This window comes from Streptomyces sp. NPDC048288, from assembly GCF_043201555.1.
Classification (GTDB): Bacteria; Actinomycetota; Actinomycetes; order Streptomycetales; family Streptomycetaceae; genus Streptomyces.
The window spans coordinates 1-20,215 of the sequence record NZ_JBICZD010000006.1 but is presented as its reverse complement, the minus strand read 5'-3'; the positions used below and the strand labels follow the sequence as shown (position 1 = coordinate 20,215).

The window sequence follows — 20,215 nt, the reverse complement described above, 5'->3', positions numbered from 1 at the left end:
GCGGTGCGTCAGCTCAGACTGAAGTCGTCGGCGTAGACGGCGGACTGGCCGTACCAGCCGTGGACGAAGACGGTGACCGCTCCGCTGCTGCCGGTGGTGAAACTGACCGACAGCTGGTTCCAGCTGCCGCTGTTCGACCAGGTGCTCGCGCTGGCGCCGCCGGAGACCCCGATGTACGCGTACGGTCCCTGTACCCAACCGGAGAGCGTGTACGTGTGGTTGGGGGAGAGGGTGACCGTCTGGTCGCACTCGCCGGTGCTGCTCGAAGTCGGCGCGACCTGCAGGCTGTGGCTGCCGCCGTGGACCGGGGTCGAGACCACCGCGCTGCCGCTCGCGCAGGTCCAGGGGCTCAGAGTGCCGGTCTCGAAGCCCGCGTTGGTCAGCGAGCCCCCGCCGCCCCCACCGCCACTGGTGGTGACGGTGAGCGTGTACGTCGCGCTGTGGCTGCCGCTCGCGGCGGTGCCGGTGACGGTGATCGGGTAGGAGCCCGCGGCCACGGACGAGCCGACCGTCGCCGTCAGCGTCGCACTGCTCCCGGAGGTCACGGACGCGGGGCTGAAGGAGACGCTGACGCCCGAGGGCGCGCCGGAGGCGGAGAGGCCGACGGACTCGGCGCTGCCGGAGGCGACGGCCGTGGCGACGGTCGCGGTCGCCGAACCGCCCTGGGCGACCGAGGCGGAACCCGGCGACAGGGACAGGGAGAAGTCGGTGGTGGTGCCGCCCCCGCCGCCCGAGCTGCCCTCGTAGGGCACGAACGCGTCGGTGAACGCGAGGCTGTTCTGGCTGATCTCACTGCAGGTGGACAGCGAGTTGGCGCTGCCGCTGCACGGCTGGTCCCGGTTGGCCGACCAGAACGACAGCCGCCCGACACCGTTCTGCGCGGCGAAGGACTCGACCGTCTGGGCGTCCGCGAGGGTGAAGGTGGACCCGTCGTCGTTCTTGCCGATCATCGGGGTGATGCCGAGGTTGGCGTAGGTGTAACCCGAGTCGACGGACTGCATCTGCGCCAGCGTTGCCTTGGCCGCGGAGACCGCGCCCTGGCCCATCTCGGTGCCGGTGCCCGCGTAGTAGTCCATGGCCATGATGTTGACCACGTCGATCTTGATGCCCGCGGTCTTGGCGGCCTTCAGGATGTTGACGCCGTCGTTGGTCAGCCCGCTGGTCAGCACCGGCAGGGTCATGGAGAACCGGAGGTTCGGGTTGGACGCCTTGAGGTCCTTCATCGCCTGCATCTGGCGGGCCGCGGCGGCGGTGTCGGCGATCGCGGCGCCCTCGACGTCGAAGTCCAGCTGGGTGACGCCGTAGTCGTCGATGATGGCCTGGTACCCGGCGTCGATGCTGCTCTGCGTGGCGCACGTCCAGGCGAGCGGCTCACCGCTCGCCCCGCCCGAGGAGATGATGACGGAGGCGCCCTCGGACTTCGCCCGGGCGATCTCGGGGTCGGTGTAGGAGTCGTTGCCGACGGGGAGCGTGTCGCCCCAGATCTGGTTGCAGCCGACACCGAGGACGAAGGCCGCCGTGTAGGCCTTCAGCCCGTGCCCGGTGATGGCGGTGTCCAGCAGTCCTTCCTGACTGTTCGACATGTCGACGTAGGGGGCAACGGAGTAGACGCTGCCGGCCGCCGCGTTGCCGGCGGGGGCCAGCGCGACGGTGACGCCGGTGGCCGCGAGGGCGAGAGCGCACGCGGAGGCGGCGAGTCTTGCCGGCCTCGGCAGTCTTGCCGGGAATCTTGCCAGGTGCATGACATAACCCCTTTCGGGGGCCCGGGGTGCGAAGAAGGGGCAGGTGAAGAAGGTCGCGAGGGCTTTGGTATATACCAAACAACCGGCCGGAGTCTCCGTCAAGAGGACTAGACCAAGTGTTTACGTGCGGCGGAATGGCCAACTCCGGGCGGCTGGAAGACTGTTACCGGCCACCCGCGGGCGCTGTTACCGCCGTGTGATCCGCCGGCTGCCAAGGTGGGGACATGCGCGTACTGATCGTGGAGGACCACAGGGATCTCGCGGAGAGCCTTGCGCGGGGGCTGCGCCGGCACGCCATGGACGTCGAACTCGCCCACGACGGCGAGCAGGGGCTCACCCGGGCCGCCAGCGGCGCGTACGACGTCGTCGTCCTGGACCGCGACCTGCCGCTCGTGCACGGCGACGACATCTGCCGTGCCCTCGTCCAGCAGGGCTGCCCGTCCCGGGTCCTGATGCTCACCGCCTCCGGCACCCTCGCCGACCGGGTCGAGGGCCTCGGTCTCGGCGCCGACGACTACCTGGCGAAGCCCTTCTCCTTCGCCGAGTTGATCGCCCGAGTCCAGGCCCTCGACAGACGCGACCAGCCCGCCGTACCCCCGGTCCTCACCCGCGGCGACATCGAACTCGACCCCGCCCGCCGCACCGCGCTCCGCGCCGGACGCAGCCTGGACCTGTCACCCAAGGAGATGGCCGTCCTGGAGGTCCTGCTCGCCGCCGCCGGTGCCGTCGTCTCCGCCGAGGAACTCCTGGAACGCGCCTGGGACCGGGACGCCGACCCGTTCAGCAACACCGTCAAGGTCACCGTCAGCAGGCTGCGCCGCAAGCTCGGGGATCCGCCCGTCATCGAGACACTGCCGCACGTCGGCTACCGGATCTGAAGGCCGCCGCAGGGTACGGGCCGCACGGTGTGGGCCGTAAGGCGCCGCGCGTTGTTGCGGGGCGGGGGACGGTACGCGAGCCTGTGAACGGAGTAACCCGGATGTGACCCGGGGTGGGGGACCCTGCCGTCGGTGACCCGTGTTTCGTAGGGGGAGCAATGAGAGTACTGGTGGTGGAGGACCACACGGAGCTCGCGGATTCGATCACGAGAGTGCTGCGCCGCGAGGGCCTCGCCGTCGACACCGCCTACGGCGGCCGGACCGCGCTCGACCTCATCCTGGAGGTCGACTACGACGTGGTCATCCTCGACCGCGACCTCCCCGACGTGCACGGCGACGAGGTCTGCGCCGAACTCGCCACCGAGGGCGTCCGCACCAAGGTGCTCATGCTCACCGCCTCCGCCTCCATCGCCGACCGCGTCGAGGGCCTCGGTCTCGGCGCCGACGACTACCTCGCCAAGCCGTTCGCCTGGGCCGAACTCCTCGCCCGCACCCGCACCCTCGGCCGCCGCGCCCACCCCGTGCGGGAACCCGTCCTCGCCCGCGGCTCCCTCCTGCTCGACCCCGCCCGCCGTACCGCCAGTCACGCCGGCACCCAACTTCCCCTCACCGCGAAGGAGTTCGGCGTGCTCGCCTACCTGCTCGGTGCCGAGGGCCGGACCGTCCCGGCCGACGAGCTGCTCGCCAAGGTGTGGGACGAAGTCACCGACCCCAGCACCACCACCGTCAAGGCCACGGTCAACCGGCTCCGGACCAAACTCGTCGACCGCTCCGTGATCCAGACCGTGCCCGGAGAGGGCTACCGGATCTGACATGGCGACAACCCTGCCGACCCGTGTCCGAGTTCGCGCCCATGCCTGGCTGAGCGGCCCCGGCGCCGCCCGGGTGCGAGCCCTGGTCCGCCACCTCACGCCCCGCCGGGTCCGGGTCCGCTTCGCCATGCTCTTCGGGCTGCTGTTCATCGCCTCCGGCGCGGTCCTGCTCGGCATCACCTACCTGCTCGTCAACCGCCCCACCCACAACGTCGTCACCGCCGTACACGACGAAGGGATGCCGGGAGACGGTTCGCCACCGGGGACCGTCATCCAGCCCGGCCCGGGCTCCGGGTCCCCGCAGGACCTCACCGCGTGGCTCAACGACCAACTGCGCAGGCAGACCGAGCATCTGCACGATGCCCAGATGCACGACCTCCTCGTGCAGTCCGGCACCGCCCTCGCCATCATGGCGGCGATCTCCATCGTGCTCAGCTGGCTCCTGGCCCGGCGCGTGCTCCGGCCCATGCGCACCCTCAACGCCGGCATCGCCCGGATCTCCGCCAGCAACGTGCACGAGCGCCTCGCCGTCGCGGGCCCCCGCGACGAGATCAGCGAACTCGCCGACAGCATCGACGGGCTCCTCGCCAGGCTCGAAGCAGCCCTGGAGTCCCACAAGCGCTTCGTCGCCAACGCCGCCCACGAGCTGCGCACCCCACTCACGGTGGAACGCGCCCTCCTGGAGGAGTCCCTCCTCGACCGCGACGCCACCGCCGAGTCGTTCCGCGAGAACTTCGAGCGCCTGCTGCGGATCAGCACCCACCAGGGAGCCTTGCTGGAATCCCTCCTCACCCTGGCCGTCAGCGAACGGGGCGTGGAACGGACCGAGCCCGTCGACCTGGCCGAGATCAACGAGTCCGTGCTGCTCACCCAAGTCCCGGAGACCCTGCGGAACGGCGTACGGATCGAGGACCACACCGAGCCGACGCCGGTCGCCGGAGACACCGCGCTCCTGGAGCGGCTGGTCGCGAACCTCGTCCACAACGCGGCCTACTACAACGTTCCCGACGGGACCGTGGACATCACCGTGCGGCGCCACGACCGGCGCGCCGTCCTCACGGTCTCCAACACCGGCCCCGAGGTTCCCAAGGACCGGGTCGACCAGCTCTTCGAACCGTTCCAGCGCATGTACCGCACCGCCGGCGACGGCCACCACGGCCTCGGCCTGTCGATCGTCCGCGCCATCGCCGCCGCCCACGACGCCACCCTCACCGCCCGCGCCAGGCCGGGCGGCGGGCTCGTCGTCGAGGTCTCCTTTCCCCTCCTTGTCAAGGCCGGGGAGCGATACGAGGGTTGGTCACAGCCGCGCACGGCCACCGCGTCCAAGTGACCAGAACGGCGGGTTGGACGACACCGTCCGATAGGTATTGTTCTGATGGACCGGCCCCGGTCGTGAACGGGCTCTGACGACGTTTCACCGGGCTTTTCGGTCCACGGGTGGAGATTCCCAGGAGCTTCCCGAGCGGAAGCTCTTTGCCTTGCGTTTCCTGCGAAATGGTGCATTGGGCAGCTGCATGCCCATGGAGAGGGAATAGGGGTTAGGCCTAGACATGAGCGAGCGAATCGGTGGCAGCTTTTCCCTGTCCGACAGCCAGGAGGGAATCTGGCACGCGCAGCGCCTGGGAGGCCCTGGCGCGCTCTACAGCGTCGGGCAGGCCGTCGAGATCACAGGCGCGCTGGACGTGCCCGCCTTCGAGGCCGCGCTGCGCCGGACGGTCGAGGAGACCGAGATCCTGGGCGTGCGATTCGCCGAGGACGCGGTCGGCAGCGCACGCGCCGTACCGCACCCCGCTCGGCGATGGTCGCTGCGCATCGAGGAGCCGGACGGGGGCGGCGGCGACCCGCGGGCGTGGATGGAAACCCGGATGCGCGAGGAACTCGCCGGCGTGGAAGATCCGTGCGGAGAGCAGCTGTTCTCGTTCGTACTCTTCCGTCTCGATTCCCATCGGTACTGCTGGTTCCAGGGCTATAACCACCTGCTGCTCGACGGATATGCATGCACACTGATGGCTCGCCGGGTCGCCGAGATCTATTCGGCCCTCGTCGTGGGCGCGGTATATCCGGAGGCCGAGTTCGTTTCCCTGACCGAGGCACTTGACGAGGAGACGAGGTACCGGAACTCGCCCGAATTCACCGACGACCGACGATATCTGCGCGACCGATTCTCCGACCGGCCGGAATTGGCCGAGGTTCCGCGCCTTTCCGGTGTCTCCGGATTCCTCCAGGAGCCCGGGGCCGAGGCCGGAGCGGTGCTGCGCGAGACAGGCAGCTTCGCACCCGCCGCGACGGACGCGCTGCGCTCCGCGGCGGACAGCGTCGGCCTGCGGACGTCCCGGCTGCTCGCCGCCGCCTCCGGCGCCTTCGTGAGCGGCATGACGGGTTCGGCCGAAGCACTGCTCAGCCTGCCCATGACCGGGCGCGTGGGTGAGACGGACCTGCGGGCCCGCCTCACCCGGGCGAACATGCTGCCCCTACGGTTCCCGGTCCCGGCCGGGGCGAGCCTCCTCGACCTAGCCTGGGCGGCCGACGGGGCCCTCGGTGAACTGCTCCACCACCAGCGGTACCGGGGCGAGCACCTGCGCCGGGACCTGGGCTGGCCGGAGGGCGACCGCCGGCACTTCGGGCCCTACCTGAACATCCTGCCGCCGACAGGGGAGTTGGCCTTCGGCGACTGCCGAGGCGTCGCACGGGACGTGTCGACCCGACTGGTCGAGGACTTCGGGGTGCTGATCGACCGGACGGGCTCCGGGACCGAGATCACCGTCGAGGCGAACGCGGCGCTCTACGACCGGGCATGGGTGCGGGGGGTTCTGCGCTCGCTGGTCGGATTCGTCACGCGGACGGTCGAGAACCCGACGGCGCCGGTGCGGCGGATCGGAGTGGCGGGGGACGACGAACGTGCCCTGATGATGAGCGGGTGGAGCGGTACGGCGCGGGATGTGGACGCGTCGGCGGTGGTGGAGCGGTTCCGTGGGTGGGCGGTGCGGACGCCGGGTGCGACGGCGTTGTGGTTCCGGCAGCAGGCCGTGTCCTATGGGGAGTTGGATGCGTGGTCGGATGCGTTGGCGCGGGGTCTGGTGGCGCGTGGTGTGGGGCGTGAGTCGCGGGTGGGGCTGTGTTTGCCGCGTGGGGCCGAGATGGTGGCCGCGATTCTGGCGGTGTGGAAGGCGGGCGGGGCGTACGTTCCGTTGGATCCGGAGTATCCGTCGGATCGGCTGGCGTTCATGGTGGCCGACAGTGGTGCGGAGTTGGTGCTGGTCGCGGCGGAGACCGTGGACCGGTTGTCGGCTGATGTGGAGTCGGTGCTGCTGGGCGAGGTGGGGACCGACTCGGGGGTGCTGCCGGAGGTCGCCTCCGATCAACTGGCGTACGTCATCTATACGTCGGGGTCGTCGGGGCGTCCGAAGGGTGTGGCGGTGGAGCATGCCTCCGTGGCCAACCTTGCCTCGGCGATGGGTCCCGTCCTTGGTGTGGGGCCGGGACTTACGGGGTTGCAGTTCGCGTCGTTCAGTTTTGATGCGGCGGTGCTGGATGTGGCGGTGACGCTGGCTGCTGGGGGCACGCTGGCGATTGCCTCTTCCGAGGAGCGGCAGGATCCGTCCGCTCTCGCCGCGATGGTCGATGCGGCCGGTGTGGTCACGGCGAGTGTGGTGCCGTCGTTGCTGGGGGTGCTGGAGCCGGGTTCGGTTTCGGGGGTGGGGAACTGGGTGCTGGGTGCGGAGCGGTTGGAGGCCGGTCTCGCGGCGAAGTGGCGTGCGGGTGCCCGGGTGTGGAACACGTACGGGCCCACCGAGGCCACCGTCATCACCACCGCCGTCCTGTTGGAGGAAGGCATCACCGGCGAGGATGTCCCGCCGGCCATTGGCTGCCCGCTGCCCAACGTCCGCACCTACGTCCTGGATGCGTTCTTGCGGCCTGTTCCGGTGGGTGTGGCAGGGGAGTTGTATATCGCGGGTTTGGGTCTGGCCCGTGGATATGTCGGTCGTGCGGATCTGACTGCGGAACGGTTTGTCGCGTGCCCGTTCGGTGATGGCGGGCGGATGTATCGCAGTGGGGATCTGGCCCGGTGGACTTCGGATGGGCAGTTGGAGTTCGTGGGGCGTGCGGATGCGCAGGTGAAGATCCGCGGGTTCCGGGTGGAGCTCGGTGAGGTCGAGGCCGTCCTCGCGGGTCATCCGCTGGTTGAGCGGGCCGTGGTGGTGGTTCGTGACGGCCGGTTGGTCGGATACATCGTTGGGGGCGCGGGCGGCGAGGACGTACGGGAGTTCGCGGCTGCCCGGCTGCCGGAGTACATGGTTCCGTCGGTGGTCGTCGTGCTGGACGTGTTCCCGTTGACCGTCAACGGGAAGATCGACCGAGCCGCGCTGCCGGTCCCGGAGGCTGCGCTGAGCGCAGGTCGGGCTGCGGCGACGCCCGCCGAGGAGGCGTTCTGCGCCCTGTTCGCCGAGGTGTTGGGGCTGGACGAGGTCGGGGTCGGAGATAGCTTCTTCGCGCTGGGCGGCGACTCCATCACAGCGATGCTGCTGGTGTCGCGGTCCCGCCGTGAGGGTCTGGTCGTGGGCGCCCGCCAGGTGCACGAGCTGCGGACACCGGCGCAGTTGGCCGCTGTGGCGACGTCGCTCGACGACATGGCGGACGGCACGCGCCCGGCGGATTCCGCCGTCGGCGAGATACCGCTGACGCCGGTGATGCACGAGGTGCTGGACCGGGTCGGTGCCGAGCGCGTTCGCGCCGTCGTGCAGTCGATGGCGGTCGAGGCGCCGGCTGGACTGGACGAGACGGCGCTGCGCGACGCGATGGCAGCCCTGATGAAGCGTCATGAAATGTTGCGGGCACGGTTGTCGGCGGACGCCGGGGTGTTGGTGGTGCCCGGAGCGGATGCGGTGGATGTGTCCGGGCTGGTGGCTCGGGTGGATGTGGTCGGGGTTGATCCGGCGGTTGTGGTGGGGGAGCAGGTTGAGGCGGCTGTGGGGCGGTTGGATCCTGCGGCCGGGGTGATGGTGCAGGTGGTGTGGCTGGATGCCGGGCCGGATGTGGCGGGCCGACTGGTCGTGGTGGCCAACCACCTGGTCGTAGACACGGTGTCCTGGCAGGTGCTCCTGCCGGATCTGTGGTCCGCGTATGCGGCCCTCACCGAGGGACGGTCTGTGGAGTTGGATCTGGTTCCGGTGTCGTTCCGGGCGTGGGCGCGGGAGTTGGCGGTGGAGGCGGTTCGGCCTGAGCGGGTGGCTGAGCTGGCTGCATGGCGGGCGGTGGTGGAGGGTGAAGGTCCGGATGCGCTGTTGACGGATGTTCCGTTGGATCCGCTGGTGGATGTGGGTGGGACGGTTCGTGAGGTGGCGGTGACCGTTTCGGTGGAGGTGACGGAGGCGCTGTTGGCGGGGGTGCCGGCGGCGTTCCATGCCGGGGTGGATGAGGTGCTGTTGGCCGGGCTGGCCGGGGCGGTTGGTGAGTGGGCTGGGTCTGACGGGTTCCTGGTGGATGTCGAGGGTCACGGCCGGTTGTCGTTGTCCGAGGGGATGGATCTGTCGCGGACGGTGGGGTGGTTCACGTCCTCGCATCCCGTAAGGCTGAGCGTGGCTGCCGATGGTGGTGTGTCGGTGCTCGGGGTGAAGGAGCAGGTGCGGGCGGTACCCGGGGACGGCCTCGGCTACGGCCTCCTGCGATACGTCAATCCGGACACCGCTGGGGAGTTGGCGGGACTGCCGTCGGCACAGGTCGGCTTCAACTATCTCGGTCGTGTGGGCACTGGCGACGGCTTTGGGGCGGGGAGTGCGCCGCAGGCTCCGGTGATGCATGCCCTGGAGTTGCTGGGGTTGGTGCGGGAGTCGGCGGAGGGTCCGGTGCTGGAGCTGCGGTTGGCGTTCCCACTGCGGTTGTTGGGTGTGGGTCGGGCGCGGGGATTGGTGGAGGCGTGGGTTGATGGGTTGACGGGTCTGGTTGCGGATGTGTGTGCGGGGGCGGGTGGTCATTCGCCGTCCGATTTTCCGCTGGTGGCGTTGGACCAGGCCGGGGTGGAGGAGATCGAGGCGGTGGTTCCGGGGCTGGTGGAGGTGCTGCCGATCGCTCCGCTTCAGGAGGGTCTGCTGTTCCACTCGCTGTTTGACGAAGACGGTGTGGATGTCTATGTCGAGCAGTTGGTTGTGGGGCTTGATGGTGAGGTGGACGGTGGCCTGCTGCGGGCGTCGTGGCAGGTGTTGGTGGATCGGCATGCGGCGTTGCGGGCTGGGTTTGTGCAGGTTGGGGGTGTTGCGGGTGCGGTGCAGGTGGTGGTTGAGGGGGTTGTACTGCCGTGGCGTGAGGTGGATGTGACGGGTCTGGGTGACGATGCGGCGGATCGGGTGGGTGTCGAGGAGCGGTCGGCGCGGTTCGATCTAGCGGCGCCGCCGTTGCTGCGGGTGGCGCTGGTGCGGGTCGGTGAGCGTCGTTTCCAGATGGTGGTGACGCTGCATCACCTGTTGTTGGATGGTTGGTCGCTTCCGTTGGTGATGCGGGAGTTGTGGGCGATTTACGCGGCTGGTGGTCGGGCGGTCGGACTGGGTGTGCCGGTGTCGGCCCGGCCGTACTGGGCGTGGTTGGCCGGTCGGGATGTGTCGGTGGCGCTGGAGGCGTGGCGGGCTGAGTTGGCGCCGGTCGAGGAGCCGACACTTGTCGCGCCTACCGAGCCGAGGGCGACGGCGTCCGTCGTCCTGGACCGAGTGACCGACCACGCGAGTGTCGAACTCGTGAACGGCCTGGAGCGGGTTGCGCGTGGTGCCGGTGTGACGCTCAACACCGTGGTGCAGCTGGCTTGGGGGTTGGTGCTGGGGCAGTTGACGGGTCGTCGTGAGGTGGTGTTCGGGGCGACGGTGGCCGGGCGTCCGGCGGAGCTTCCGGGGATGGAGGCGATGCTCGGTCTGTTCATCAACACGCTGCCGGTACGCGTCGATCTGGATGCGGCCCGGTCGGTGAGTGAGGTGCTGGGGGCGCTTCAGGCGCGGCAGTCGGCGTTACTGGACCACCAGCATGTCGGGCTGAGCGAAGTACAGCGGACCGCCGGCCCCGGCGCCACCTTCGACACCCTGCTGGCCTTCGAGAACTACCCGGGCGACCTGGACGCCCAACCCCTCGGCGACGGTCTCACCGTCACGGCCACCGAGCTCCGCGAGTCGACCAACTTCGCGCTGGCGCTAGGGGTTACGCCAGAAGACGGCCTCGCAATCCGTCTCGACTACCGGGCTGACGTGTTCAGGCGCCGGAGCGCCCTGCGGATGGCCCGCCGCCTGGTCCGGGTGTTGGAGCAGATCGCGGCCGATCGGCAACTACGTCTCAGCGACATTGAGTTGTTGGACGAGTCCGAGCGGGCCGCGGTGGTGGAGGAGTGGAACGCCACCGCCCGTCCGACGGAGCCCGGCACGGTGCTGGAGCGGTTCCGTGGGTGGGCGGTGCGGACGCCGGGTGCGACGGCGTTGTGGTTCCGGCAGCAGGCTGTGTCCTATGGGGAGTTGGATGCGCGGTCGGATGCGTTGGCGCGGGGTCTGGTGGCGCGTGGTGTGGGGCGTGAGTCGCGGGTGGGGCTGTGTCTGCCGCGTGGGGCCGAGATGGTCGTGGCCATGCTGGCGGTGTGGAAGGCGGGCGGGGCGTACGTTCCGCTGGATCCGGAGTATCCGTCCGACCGGCTGGCGTTCATGGTGGCTGACAGCGGCGCCGAATGGGTGTTGGTGACACCCGAGACGGCGGATCGGCTGTCGGAGGGCGTCGACACGGTGCGGCTCGACGAGTTGGAGATCGAGTTCGGCGAGGGGCCGGACAGCGCCGTGGATCCGGGCCAACTGGCGTATGTCATCTATACGTCGGGGTCGTCGGGTCGTCCGAAGGGTGTGGCGGTGGCGCATGCCTCCGTGGCGAATCTGGCGTCGGCCATGCGTCCGGTGCTCGGTGTGGATGCCGGGGTGGCGGCGTTGCAGTTCGCGTCGTTCAGTTTCGATGCGGCGGTGCTGGACGTGGCGGTGACGCTGGCTGCCGGGGGCACGTTGGCGATTGCCTCGGCGGAGGAGCGGCAGGATCCGTCTGCTCTCGCCGTGATGGTCGAGGCGGCCGGTGTGGTCGCGGCGAGTGTGGTGCCGTCGTTGCTGGGGGTGCTGGAGCCGGGTTCGGTTTCGGGGGTGGGGAACTGGGTGCTGGGTGCGGAGCGGTTGGAGGCCGGTCTCGCGGCGAAGTGGCGTGCGGGTGCCCGGGTGTGGAACACGTACGGGCCCACCGAGGCCACCGTCATCACCACCGCCGTCCTGTTGGAGGAAGGCATCACCGGCGAGGATGCCCCGCCGGCCATTGGCTGCCCGCTGCCCAACGTCCGCACCTACGTCCTGGACGCGTTCCTACGGCCCGTCCCCGACGGCGTAACGGGTGAGCTCTACGTTGCCGGATCCGGCCTGGCTCGCGGTTACATCAACCGGCCCGACCTGACGGCCGAGCGGTTCGTGGCCTGCCCCTTCGATGACGGCGGACGGATGTATCGGACGGGGGACCTGGCTCGCTGGACCGCCGACGGGCAGTTGGAGTTCGTGGGGCGTGCGGACGCGCAGGTGAAGATCCGCGGGTTCCGCGTGGAGCTCGGTGAGGTCGAGACCGTCCTCGCGGGTCATCCGCTGGTCGAGCGGGCCGCCGTGGTGGCCCGTGACGGTCGGTTGGTCGGATACGCCCTCGGCGACGTGGAAGCCGAGGCGCTGCGGGAGTTGGCCGCCTCTCGTCTGCCGGAGTACATGGTCCCGTCGGTGGTCGTCGTCCTGGACGCGTTCCCGTTGACCGTCAACGGGAAGATCGACCGGTACGCCTTGCCTGCCCCCGACCTCGCGTCCGCCGATACGCGTGCCCCGTCGACCGAGGCAGAGGAGGTGTTCTGCGCCCTGTTCGCCGAGGTGTTGGGGCTGGAGGAGGCCGGGGTCGGGGACAGCTTCTTCGCGCTGGGCGGCGACTCGATCATGTCGATGCAACTCGCGTCCCGGGCCCGTTCCGCGGGCTGGACCGTGTCGCCGCGCCAGATCTTCGAGGAGAAGACGCCCGAGCGGCTGGCACAGGTGGCCGTGGCCTCTTCCGGCACGGGGAGCGCACGGCGCTCGGACACCGGCGTCGGTGAGGTGCCGCTGACCCCGGTGATGCGCGAGCTGCTGGACCGGGTCGGCCCGGAGCGGGTAGGCCGGATCGTCCAGCCGGGTGTGCTGACGGTGCCCCCGGGGCTGGATCGCGAGGCGCTCGTTGATGCCGTGCAGGCCGTGGTGAACCGTCATGAGGTTCTGCGGGCACGGTTGTTGGTGGAGTCCGGGGTGTTGGTGGTGCCGGAGAGCCCCGCGGTGTCGGTTGACGGGCTGGTGGCTCGGGTGGATGTGGTCGGGGTTGATCCGGCGGTTGTGGTGGGGGAGCAGGTTGAGGCGGCTGTGGGGCGGTTGGATCCTGCGGCCGGGGTGATGGTGCAGGTGGTGTGGCTGGACGCGGGTCCGGATGTGGTGGGCCGACTGGTCGTGGTGGCCAACCACCTGGTCATAGACACGGTCTCGTGGCAGATCCTGCTGCCTGATCTTGAGCGGGCCCTCACGATGCTCGTCGAGGGACGGTCTGTGGAGTTGGATCCGGTTCCGGTGTCGTTCCGGGCGTGGGCGCGGGAGTTGGCGGTGGAGGCGGTTCGGCCGGAGCGGGTGGCTGAGCTGGCTGCATGGCGGGCGGTGGTGGAGGGTGAAGGTCCGGATGCGCTGTTGACGGATGTTCCGTTGGATCCGCTGGTGGATGTGGGTGCGACGGTTCGCGAGGTGGCGGTGGCCGTTTCGGTGGAGGTGACGGAGGCGCTGTTGGCGGCGGTGCCGGCGGCGTTCCATGCAGGGGTGGACGAGGTGCTGTTGGCCGGCCTGGCCGCGGCGGTCGGTGAGTGGGCCGGGTCTGACGGGTTCCTGGTGGACGTCGAGGGGCACGGGCGAGAGCCGTTGCCGGGTATCCCGGATCTGTCGCGGACGGTGGGCTGGTTCACGTCCTCGCATCCCGTAAGGCTGAGCGCGGCTGTCGATGGTGGTGTGTCGGTGCTCGGGGTGAAGGAGCAGGTGCGGGCCGTGCCCGGGGACGGCCTCGGCTACGGGCTGCTCCGCTGGCTGAACCCGGACACCGTGGACGAGTTGGCGGTTCTGCCGCCGGCGCAGGTCGGCTTCAACTACCTCGGTCGCGTGGGTTCTGCTGAGGGTTTCGGGGCCGGTGGCGCGTCCGATGCTCCGGTGATGCACGCGGTGGAACTGTTGGGGTTGGTGCGGGAGTCGGCGGAAGGTCCGGTGCTGGAACTGCGGTTGGCGTACCCGGAGCGGTTGTTGGGTGTGGGTCGGGCGCGGGGATTGGTGGAGGCGTGGGTTGATGCGCTGACGGGTCTGGTCGCGGATGTGTGTGCGGGGGCGGGTGGTCATTCGCCGTCCGATTTCCCGCTGGTGGCGTTGGACCAGGCCGGGGTGGAGGAGATCGAGGCGGTGGTTCCGGGGCTGGTGGAGGTGCTGCCGATCGCTCCGCTTCAGGAGGGTCTGCTGTTCCACTCGCTGTTTGACGAAGACGGTGTGGATGTTTATGTCGAGCAGTTGGTTGTGGGGCTTGATGGTGAGGTGGACGGTGGCCTGCTGCGGGCGTCGTGGCAGGTGTTGGTGGATCGGCATGCGGCGTTGCGGGCTGGGTTTGTGCAGGTTGGGGGTGTTGCGGGTGCGGTGCAGGTGGTGGTTGAGGGGGCCGTACTGCCGTGGCGTGAGGTGGATGTGACGGGTCTGGGTGACGATGCGGCGGATCGGGTGGGTGTCGAGGAGCGGTCGGCGCGGTTCGATCTAGCGGCGCCGCCGTTGCTGCGGGTGGCGCTGGTGCGCGTTGGCGACCGTCGGAACCAGATGGTGGTGACGCTGCATCACCTGCTCCTCGACGGTTGGTCGCTCCCGTTGGTGATGCGGGAGTTGTGGGCGATCTATGCGGCCGGTGGTCGGGCGGTCGGACTGGGTGTGCCGGTGTCGGCCCGGCCGTACTGGGCGTGGTTGGCCGGTCGGGATGTGTCGGTGGCGCTGGAGGCGTGGCGGGCTGAGTTGGCGCCGGTCGAGGAGCCGACACTCGTCGCGCCCACTGTCGCCGGGACGGACGCCGTGTTGGCTCGGTCGGTCACGTTCGAGGTGCGGGAGGGGCTGGCCGACGGCCTGGAGCGGGTTGCGCGTGGTGCCGGTGTGACGCTCAACACCGTGGTGCAGCTGGCCTGGGGGTTGGTACTGGGGCAGTTGACGGGTCGTCGTGAGGTGGTGTTCGGGGCGACGGTGGCCGGGCGTCCGGCGGAGCTTCCGGGGATGGAGGCGATGCTCGGTCTGTTCATCAACACGCTGCCGGTACGCGTCGATCTGGACGCGGCCCGGTCGGTGAGTGAGGTGCTGGGGGCGCTTCAGGCGCGGCAGTCGGCGTTGCTGGACCACCAGCATGTCGGGCTGAGCGAAGTACAGCGGACCGCCGGCCCCGGCGCCACCTTCGACACGCTCCTGGCCTTCGAGAACTACCCGGGCGATCCGGCGGCACAGCCGTCAGTGGCGGGCCTGACGATTTCAGGCGTCGCGTCGCGCGAGTCGACGAGCTTCGCGCTGGCACTGGGCGTCCGGCCTGAGGAGGGGCTGACGCTACGGCTTGACTATCGCCCGGACGCCTTCGACGGCGGCGCCGCCCGGACCCTGATCGATCGCGTGGTGCGCGCGTTGGAGCGGCTCGCGGCGGATCCGGAGGTCCGGCTCGCCGAGCTTGAGCTGTTGGACGAGTCCGAGCGGGCAGCGGTGGTGGAGGAGTGGAACGCCACCGCCCGTCCGACGGAGCCCGGCACGGTCCTCGACCGGTTCCGACGGTGGGCCGTGGAAACTCCGGACGCGACGGCCGTCCGGTCCGGCGACCAGTCGCTGTCGTACGCCGAGTTGAACGTGCGCTCGGACGCTGTCGCTCGCGGTTTGGTGGCGCGGGGTGTGGGGCGTGAGTCGCGGGTGGGGCTGTGTCTGCCGCGCGGAACCGAGATGGTGACCGCGGTCCTGGCGGTGTGGAAGGCCGGCGGGGCGTACGTTCCGTTGGATCCGGAGTATCCGTCCGACCGGCTGGCGTTCATGGTGGCCGACAGTGGTGCGGAGTTGGTGCTGGTCGCGGAGGAGACCGCGGACCGGCTGTCGGCCGAGGTGGAGACTGTTCTGCCCGCGGAGCTGGAGACCGAGTTCGGCGAGGGGCCGGACAGCGCCGTGGATCCGGGCCAACTGGCCTACGTGATCTATACGTCGGGGTCGTCGGGTCGTCCGAAGGGCGTGGCGGTGGAGCATGCCTCCGTGGCCAACCTCGCCTCGGCGATGGGTCCCGTCCTTGGTGTGGGACCGGGGCTTACGGCGTTGCAGTTCGCGTCGTTCAGTTTCGATGCGGCGGTGCTGGATGTGGCGGTGACGCTGGCTGCTGGGGGCACGCTGGCGATCGCTACGACGGAGGAGCGGCAGGATGCCGGTGCTCTGGCGGCCATGGTCGATGCGGCCGGTGTGGTCGCGGCGAGTGTGGTGCCGTCGTTGCTGGGGGTGCTGGAGCCGGGTTCGGTTCCAGGGGTGGGGAACTGGGTCTTGGGCGCGGAGCGGTTGGAGGCCGGTCTCGCGGCCAGGTGGCGTGAAGGCGCCCGCGTGTGGAACACCTACGGCCCGACGGAGGCCACCGTCATTACCACTGCCGTCCTGTTGGAGGAGGGCATCACGGGTGATGACGCGCCGCCGGCGATCGGCTGCCCGTTGCCGAATGTGCGTACCTATGTGCTGGATGGGTTCTTGCGGCCTGTTCCGGTGGGTGTGGCGGGTGAGTTGTATATCGCGGGTTTGGGTCTGGCCCGTGGTTATGTCGGTCGTGCGGATCTGACGGCGGAACGGTTTGTCGCGTGTCCGTTCGGTGATGGTGGCGGGCGGATGTATCGCAGTGGGGATCTGGCCCGGTGGACTTCGGATGGGCAGTTGGAGTTCGTGGGGCGTGCGGATGGGCAGGTGAAGATCCGCGGGTTCCGGGTGGAGCTCGGTGAGGTCGAGGCTGTCCTTGCCGCGCACGCGCGGGTCGAGCGGGCCGTGGTGGTGGTTCGTGACGGCCGCTTGATCGGCTACACCGTCGGTGACGTGGACGGCGAGGACGTACGGGTCTTCGCGGCCGCCCGGCTGCCGGAGTACATGGTTCCGTCGGTGGTCGTCGTGCTGGACGTGTTCCCGTTGACCGTCAACGGGAAGATCGACCGAGCCGCGCTGCTGGTCCCGGAGGCTGCGCTGAGCGCAGGTCGGGCTGCGGCGACGCCCGCCGAGGAGGCGTTTTGCGCCCTGTTCGCCGAGGTATTGGGGCTGGACGAGGTCGGGGTCGGAGACGGGTTCTTCGCGCTGGGCGGCGATTCGATCATGTCGATGCAGCTCGCCTCGCGGGCTCGTCGTTCCGGTTGGGTGGTGACCCCCCGGCAGATCTTCGAGGAGAAGACCCCGGAGCGGCTGGCACTGGTGGCGGCTGAGACCGAGGAAGCGACCACGAAGGTCATGGACACGGGTGTCGGTGAGGTGCCGCTGACCCCGGTGATGCACGAGCTGCTGGACCGGGTCGGCCCGGAGGCTGTACGGCAGATCGTCCAGCCGGCGGTCATGGCGGCGCCGGCGGGACTTGACCTTGAGGTGCTTGTCGCCGCCCTGGACGCGGTGATGACGCGTCATGAAATGTTGCGGGCACGGTTGTTGGTGGAGTCCGGGGTGTTGGTGGTGCCCGGAGCGGATGCGGTGAATGTGTCCGGGCTGGTGGCTCGGGTGGATGTGGTCGGGGTTGATCCGGCGGTTGTGGTGGGGGAGCAGGTTGAGGCGGCTGTGGGGCGGTTGGATCCTGCGGTCGGGGTGATGGTGCAGGTGGTGTGGCTGGACGCGGGTCCGGATGTGGTGGGCCGACTGGTCGTGGTGGCCAACCACCTGGTCGTCGACACGGTCTCGTGGCAGATCCTGCTGCCTGATCTTGAGCGGGCCCTCACGATGCTCGTCGAGGGACGGTCTGTGGAGTTGGATCTGGTTCCGGTGTCGTTCCGGGCGTGGGCGCGGGAGTTGGCGGTGGAGGCGGTTCGGCCGGAGCGGGTGGCTGAGCTGGCTGCATGGCGGGCGGTGGTGGAGGGTGAAGGTCCGGATGCGCTGTTGACGGATGTTCCGTTGGATCCGCTGGTGGATGTGGGTGCGACGGTTCGCGAGGTGGCGGTGACCGTCCCGACGGAAGTGACGTCTGCCCTGTTGGCGGCGGTGCCGGCGGCGTTCCATGCCGGGGTGGATGAGGTGCTGTTGGCCGGCCTGGCCGGGGCGGTCGGCGAGTGGGCCGGGTCTGACGGGTTCCTGGTGGACGTCGAGGGGCACGGGCGAGAGCCGTTGCCGGGTATCCCGGATCTGTCGCGGACGGTGGGCTGGTTCACGTCCTCGCATCCCGTACGGCTGAGCGCCGGTGCCGATGGTGGTGTGTCGGTGCTCGGGGTGAAGGAGCAGGTGCGGGCGGTGCCCGGGGACGGCCTCGGCTACGGCCTCCTGCGGTACGTCAATCCGGAGACCACCGACGAGTTGGCGGGGTTGCCCTCGGCGCAGGTCGGCTTCAACTACCTCGGGCGCGTAGGGACGGGCGAGGGCTTCCGGGCGGGAGGTGCGCCCGATGCTCCGGTGATGCACGCGGTGGAACTGCTCGGATCGGTACGCGAGCTGGCAGACGGCCCAGTGTTGGAACTGGTGCTGGCCTGGCCGGAACGGTTGATGGAGGCCGACCGGGCACGCGCGCTGCTGGAGGCGTGGGCGGAGGCACTGTCAGCACTGATGGCGCAGGTCCGCGACGGGGCCGGCGGCCATTCCCCCTCTGACTTCTCGCTGGTTTCCCTCTCTCAGGAGGGTGTGGAGGAGCTGGAGTCGGCGGTGTCCGGTCTGGAGGATGTGTGGTCGCTGTCCCCGCTCCAGGAGGGTCTGCTGTTCCACGCGTCTCTCGATGACGGCGCTGGGGCGGATGTGTATGCAGGTCAGCGTGCGCTTGCTCTGGACGGGCCTTTGGACGCTGGTCGGTTGCGGGCGTCGTGGGATGTGGTGGTGGGGCGGCATGCGATTTTGCGTGCGGGGTTCCATCGGCTGGTGTCGGGTGAGGCGGTGCAGGTCGTCGCGCGGGAGGTGGAACTGCCGTGGCATGAGGTCGACTTGAGTGGTCTGTCGGAGGCTGATGCGGAGGCTGAGGCGGCCCGGTTGTCCGGGGAGGAGTTGTCGGCCGGGTTTGAACTCGGGCGGGCTCCGCTGCTGCGGTTGCTGCTGTTCCGCCTGGGCGAGCGGCGTCATCGGCTGGTGTTGACGACCCATCACATCGTGCTCGACGGCTGGTCGTTGCCGATCCTCCTGAACGAGCTGCAGACGGTGTACCGGGCGGGCGGCGGCGCCCAGGCGTTGCCTGCGGTCCGGTCGTACCGGGATTACCTGTCGTGGCTCGGTCGTCAGGATCGGGAGGCTGCGCGGGTTGCGTGGCGGGAGGAGTTGGCGGGGGCGGAGGAGCCGACGCTGGTTGCTCCGGTGGATCCGGCTCGGCTGCCGATGCGGCCGGAAGCGGTGCGTGTCGAGTGCGGCGCCGGGCTGACACGGGCGCTGGAGGAGCTGACGCGGGAGCGCGGGTTCACCATGGCGACGGTGGTGCAGGGTGCGTGGGCTCTGGTGCTGGCTCGTCTGTCGGGGCGCCGGGATGTGGTGTTCGGGACGACGGTTGCCGGGCGGCCGGCGGATCTGCCGGGTGCGGAGTCGTTGATCGGGCTGTTCATCAACACCCTTCCGGTACGGGTCCAGACGGATGGCAGGGAATCCGTACTCGAACTGCTGGACCGACTGCAGCGCCGCCAACTCGGCGTGATGGGCCACCAGCATCTCGGGCTGGCGGAGATCAAGCAGGTTGCCGGGCCGGGGGCGGAGTTCGACACGCTCGTCGTCTACGAGAACTATCCGCAGTCCGCCGAGGCGATGCCGGATGACCCCGACGCTCTTGTCATTCGGCCGGGTGGCCGGACGCGGGATGCCAGTCACTATCCGTTGGGGTTGATTGTCGCGCCGGGTGAGCGGATGGAGTTGCAGCTGGATCATCGGCCGGACCTGTTCGACCGGGCGCAGGCTGATGAGGTGTTGGCGGCGTTGGTGCGGGTGTTGGAGCAGTTCGCCGAGGACCCGGAGATGCCTCTCGGCCGACTTGGGTTGTTGGGCGGGGCGCGGTTGGAGCGTGTGACGCGGGACTGGCAGGACGTGTCCTCTGAGGTGCCTTGCGGGACGTTGCCTGAGCTGCTTGCGGAGCAGGTGCGGCGGACGCCGGACGCGCCGGCGCTTGAGTCGGGTGAACGCGGGCTGACGTATGCGGAGTTGGAGGCTGAGGCGGGTCGGCTGGCGCGGTATCTGATTGCTGCGGGGGTGGGTCCGGAGCGGCGGGTTGCTGTGGTGGCTGAGCGGTCGGTGGGCACGGTGGTGGCGTTGCTGGCGGTCTCGATGGCGGGCGGGGCCTTCGTCCCGCTGGACCCGGGGCATCCCGCCGAGCGCCTGGCCCTGGTGTTGGAGGACGCGGATCCGGTCGTGGTGCTGTGCACGCAGGCGGGCCGTGCGGTGTTGCCCGAGGCGAACCAGGCCGGGGCGATTGCCTTGGACGATCCGGAGGTGTCCGCTGTCGTGGCGGGCTGTGTGCCGGGTCGGGTGGTGGATGCGGAGCGGATTGTGTCGTTGGGGGTGGCGAATGCGGCGTATGTGATCCATACCTCGGGTTC

The 20,215-nt window shown here is 69.6% G+C and carries 5 protein-coding genes; 4 read left to right on the top strand and 1 reads right to left on the bottom strand.

Annotated elements, in window-relative coordinates; all coding sequences use genetic code 11:
* Positions 1 to 8 precede the first annotated feature (8 nt).
* Positions 9 to 1,742: a carbohydrate binding domain-containing protein gene (locus ACGFZS_RS22105; RefSeq protein ID WP_393796591.1), complete on the bottom strand. Its 1,734-nt coding sequence runs from the start codon at positions 1,740 to 1,742 to the stop codon at positions 9 to 11.
* A gap of 224 nt (positions 1,743 to 1,966) precedes the next feature.
* Here ACGFZS_RS22105 and ACGFZS_RS22100 point away from each other — a divergent pair, with 224 nt between their 5' ends.
* The 4 genes from ACGFZS_RS22100 to ACGFZS_RS22085 all read left to right on the top strand — a co-directional run.
* On the top strand, positions 1,967 to 2,620 hold the full coding sequence (locus ACGFZS_RS22100; RefSeq protein ID WP_393796590.1) for a response regulator transcription factor: 654 nt from the start codon (positions 1,967 to 1,969) through the stop codon (positions 2,618 to 2,620).
* 158 nt (positions 2,621 to 2,778) lie between these two features.
* Positions 2,779 to 3,432 (top strand): response regulator transcription factor, encoded by a 654-nt coding sequence (locus tag ACGFZS_RS22095; RefSeq protein WP_393796589.1) that lies wholly within the window; start codon positions 2,779 to 2,781, stop codon positions 3,430 to 3,432.
* A gap of 1 nt (position 3,433) precedes the next feature.
* Positions 3,434 to 4,762, top strand: coding sequence for a sensor histidine kinase (locus ACGFZS_RS22090; protein WP_393796588.1), 1,329 nt, complete (start codon positions 3,434 to 3,436; stop codon positions 4,760 to 4,762).
* A gap of 220 nt (positions 4,763 to 4,982) precedes the next feature.
* On the top strand, positions 4,983 to 20,215 hold a 15,233-nt coding region (locus ACGFZS_RS22085; RefSeq protein ID WP_393796587.1), incomplete at its 3' end, for an amino acid adenylation domain-containing protein.

Coding starts and splice junctions, on each gene's coding strand:
- ACGFZS_RS22105 (WP_393796591.1), bottom strand. CDS start 1,742: ATGCACCTGGCAAGATTCCCGGCAAGACTGCCGAGGCCGGCAAGACTC.
- ACGFZS_RS22100 (WP_393796590.1), top strand. CDS start 1,967: ATGCGCGTACTGATCGTGGAGGACCACAGGGATCTCGCGGAGAGCCTT.
- ACGFZS_RS22095 (WP_393796589.1), top strand. CDS start 2,779: ATGAGAGTACTGGTGGTGGAGGACCACACGGAGCTCGCGGATTCGATC.
- ACGFZS_RS22090 (WP_393796588.1), top strand. CDS start 3,434: ATGGCGACAACCCTGCCGACCCGTGTCCGAGTTCGCGCCCATGCCTGG.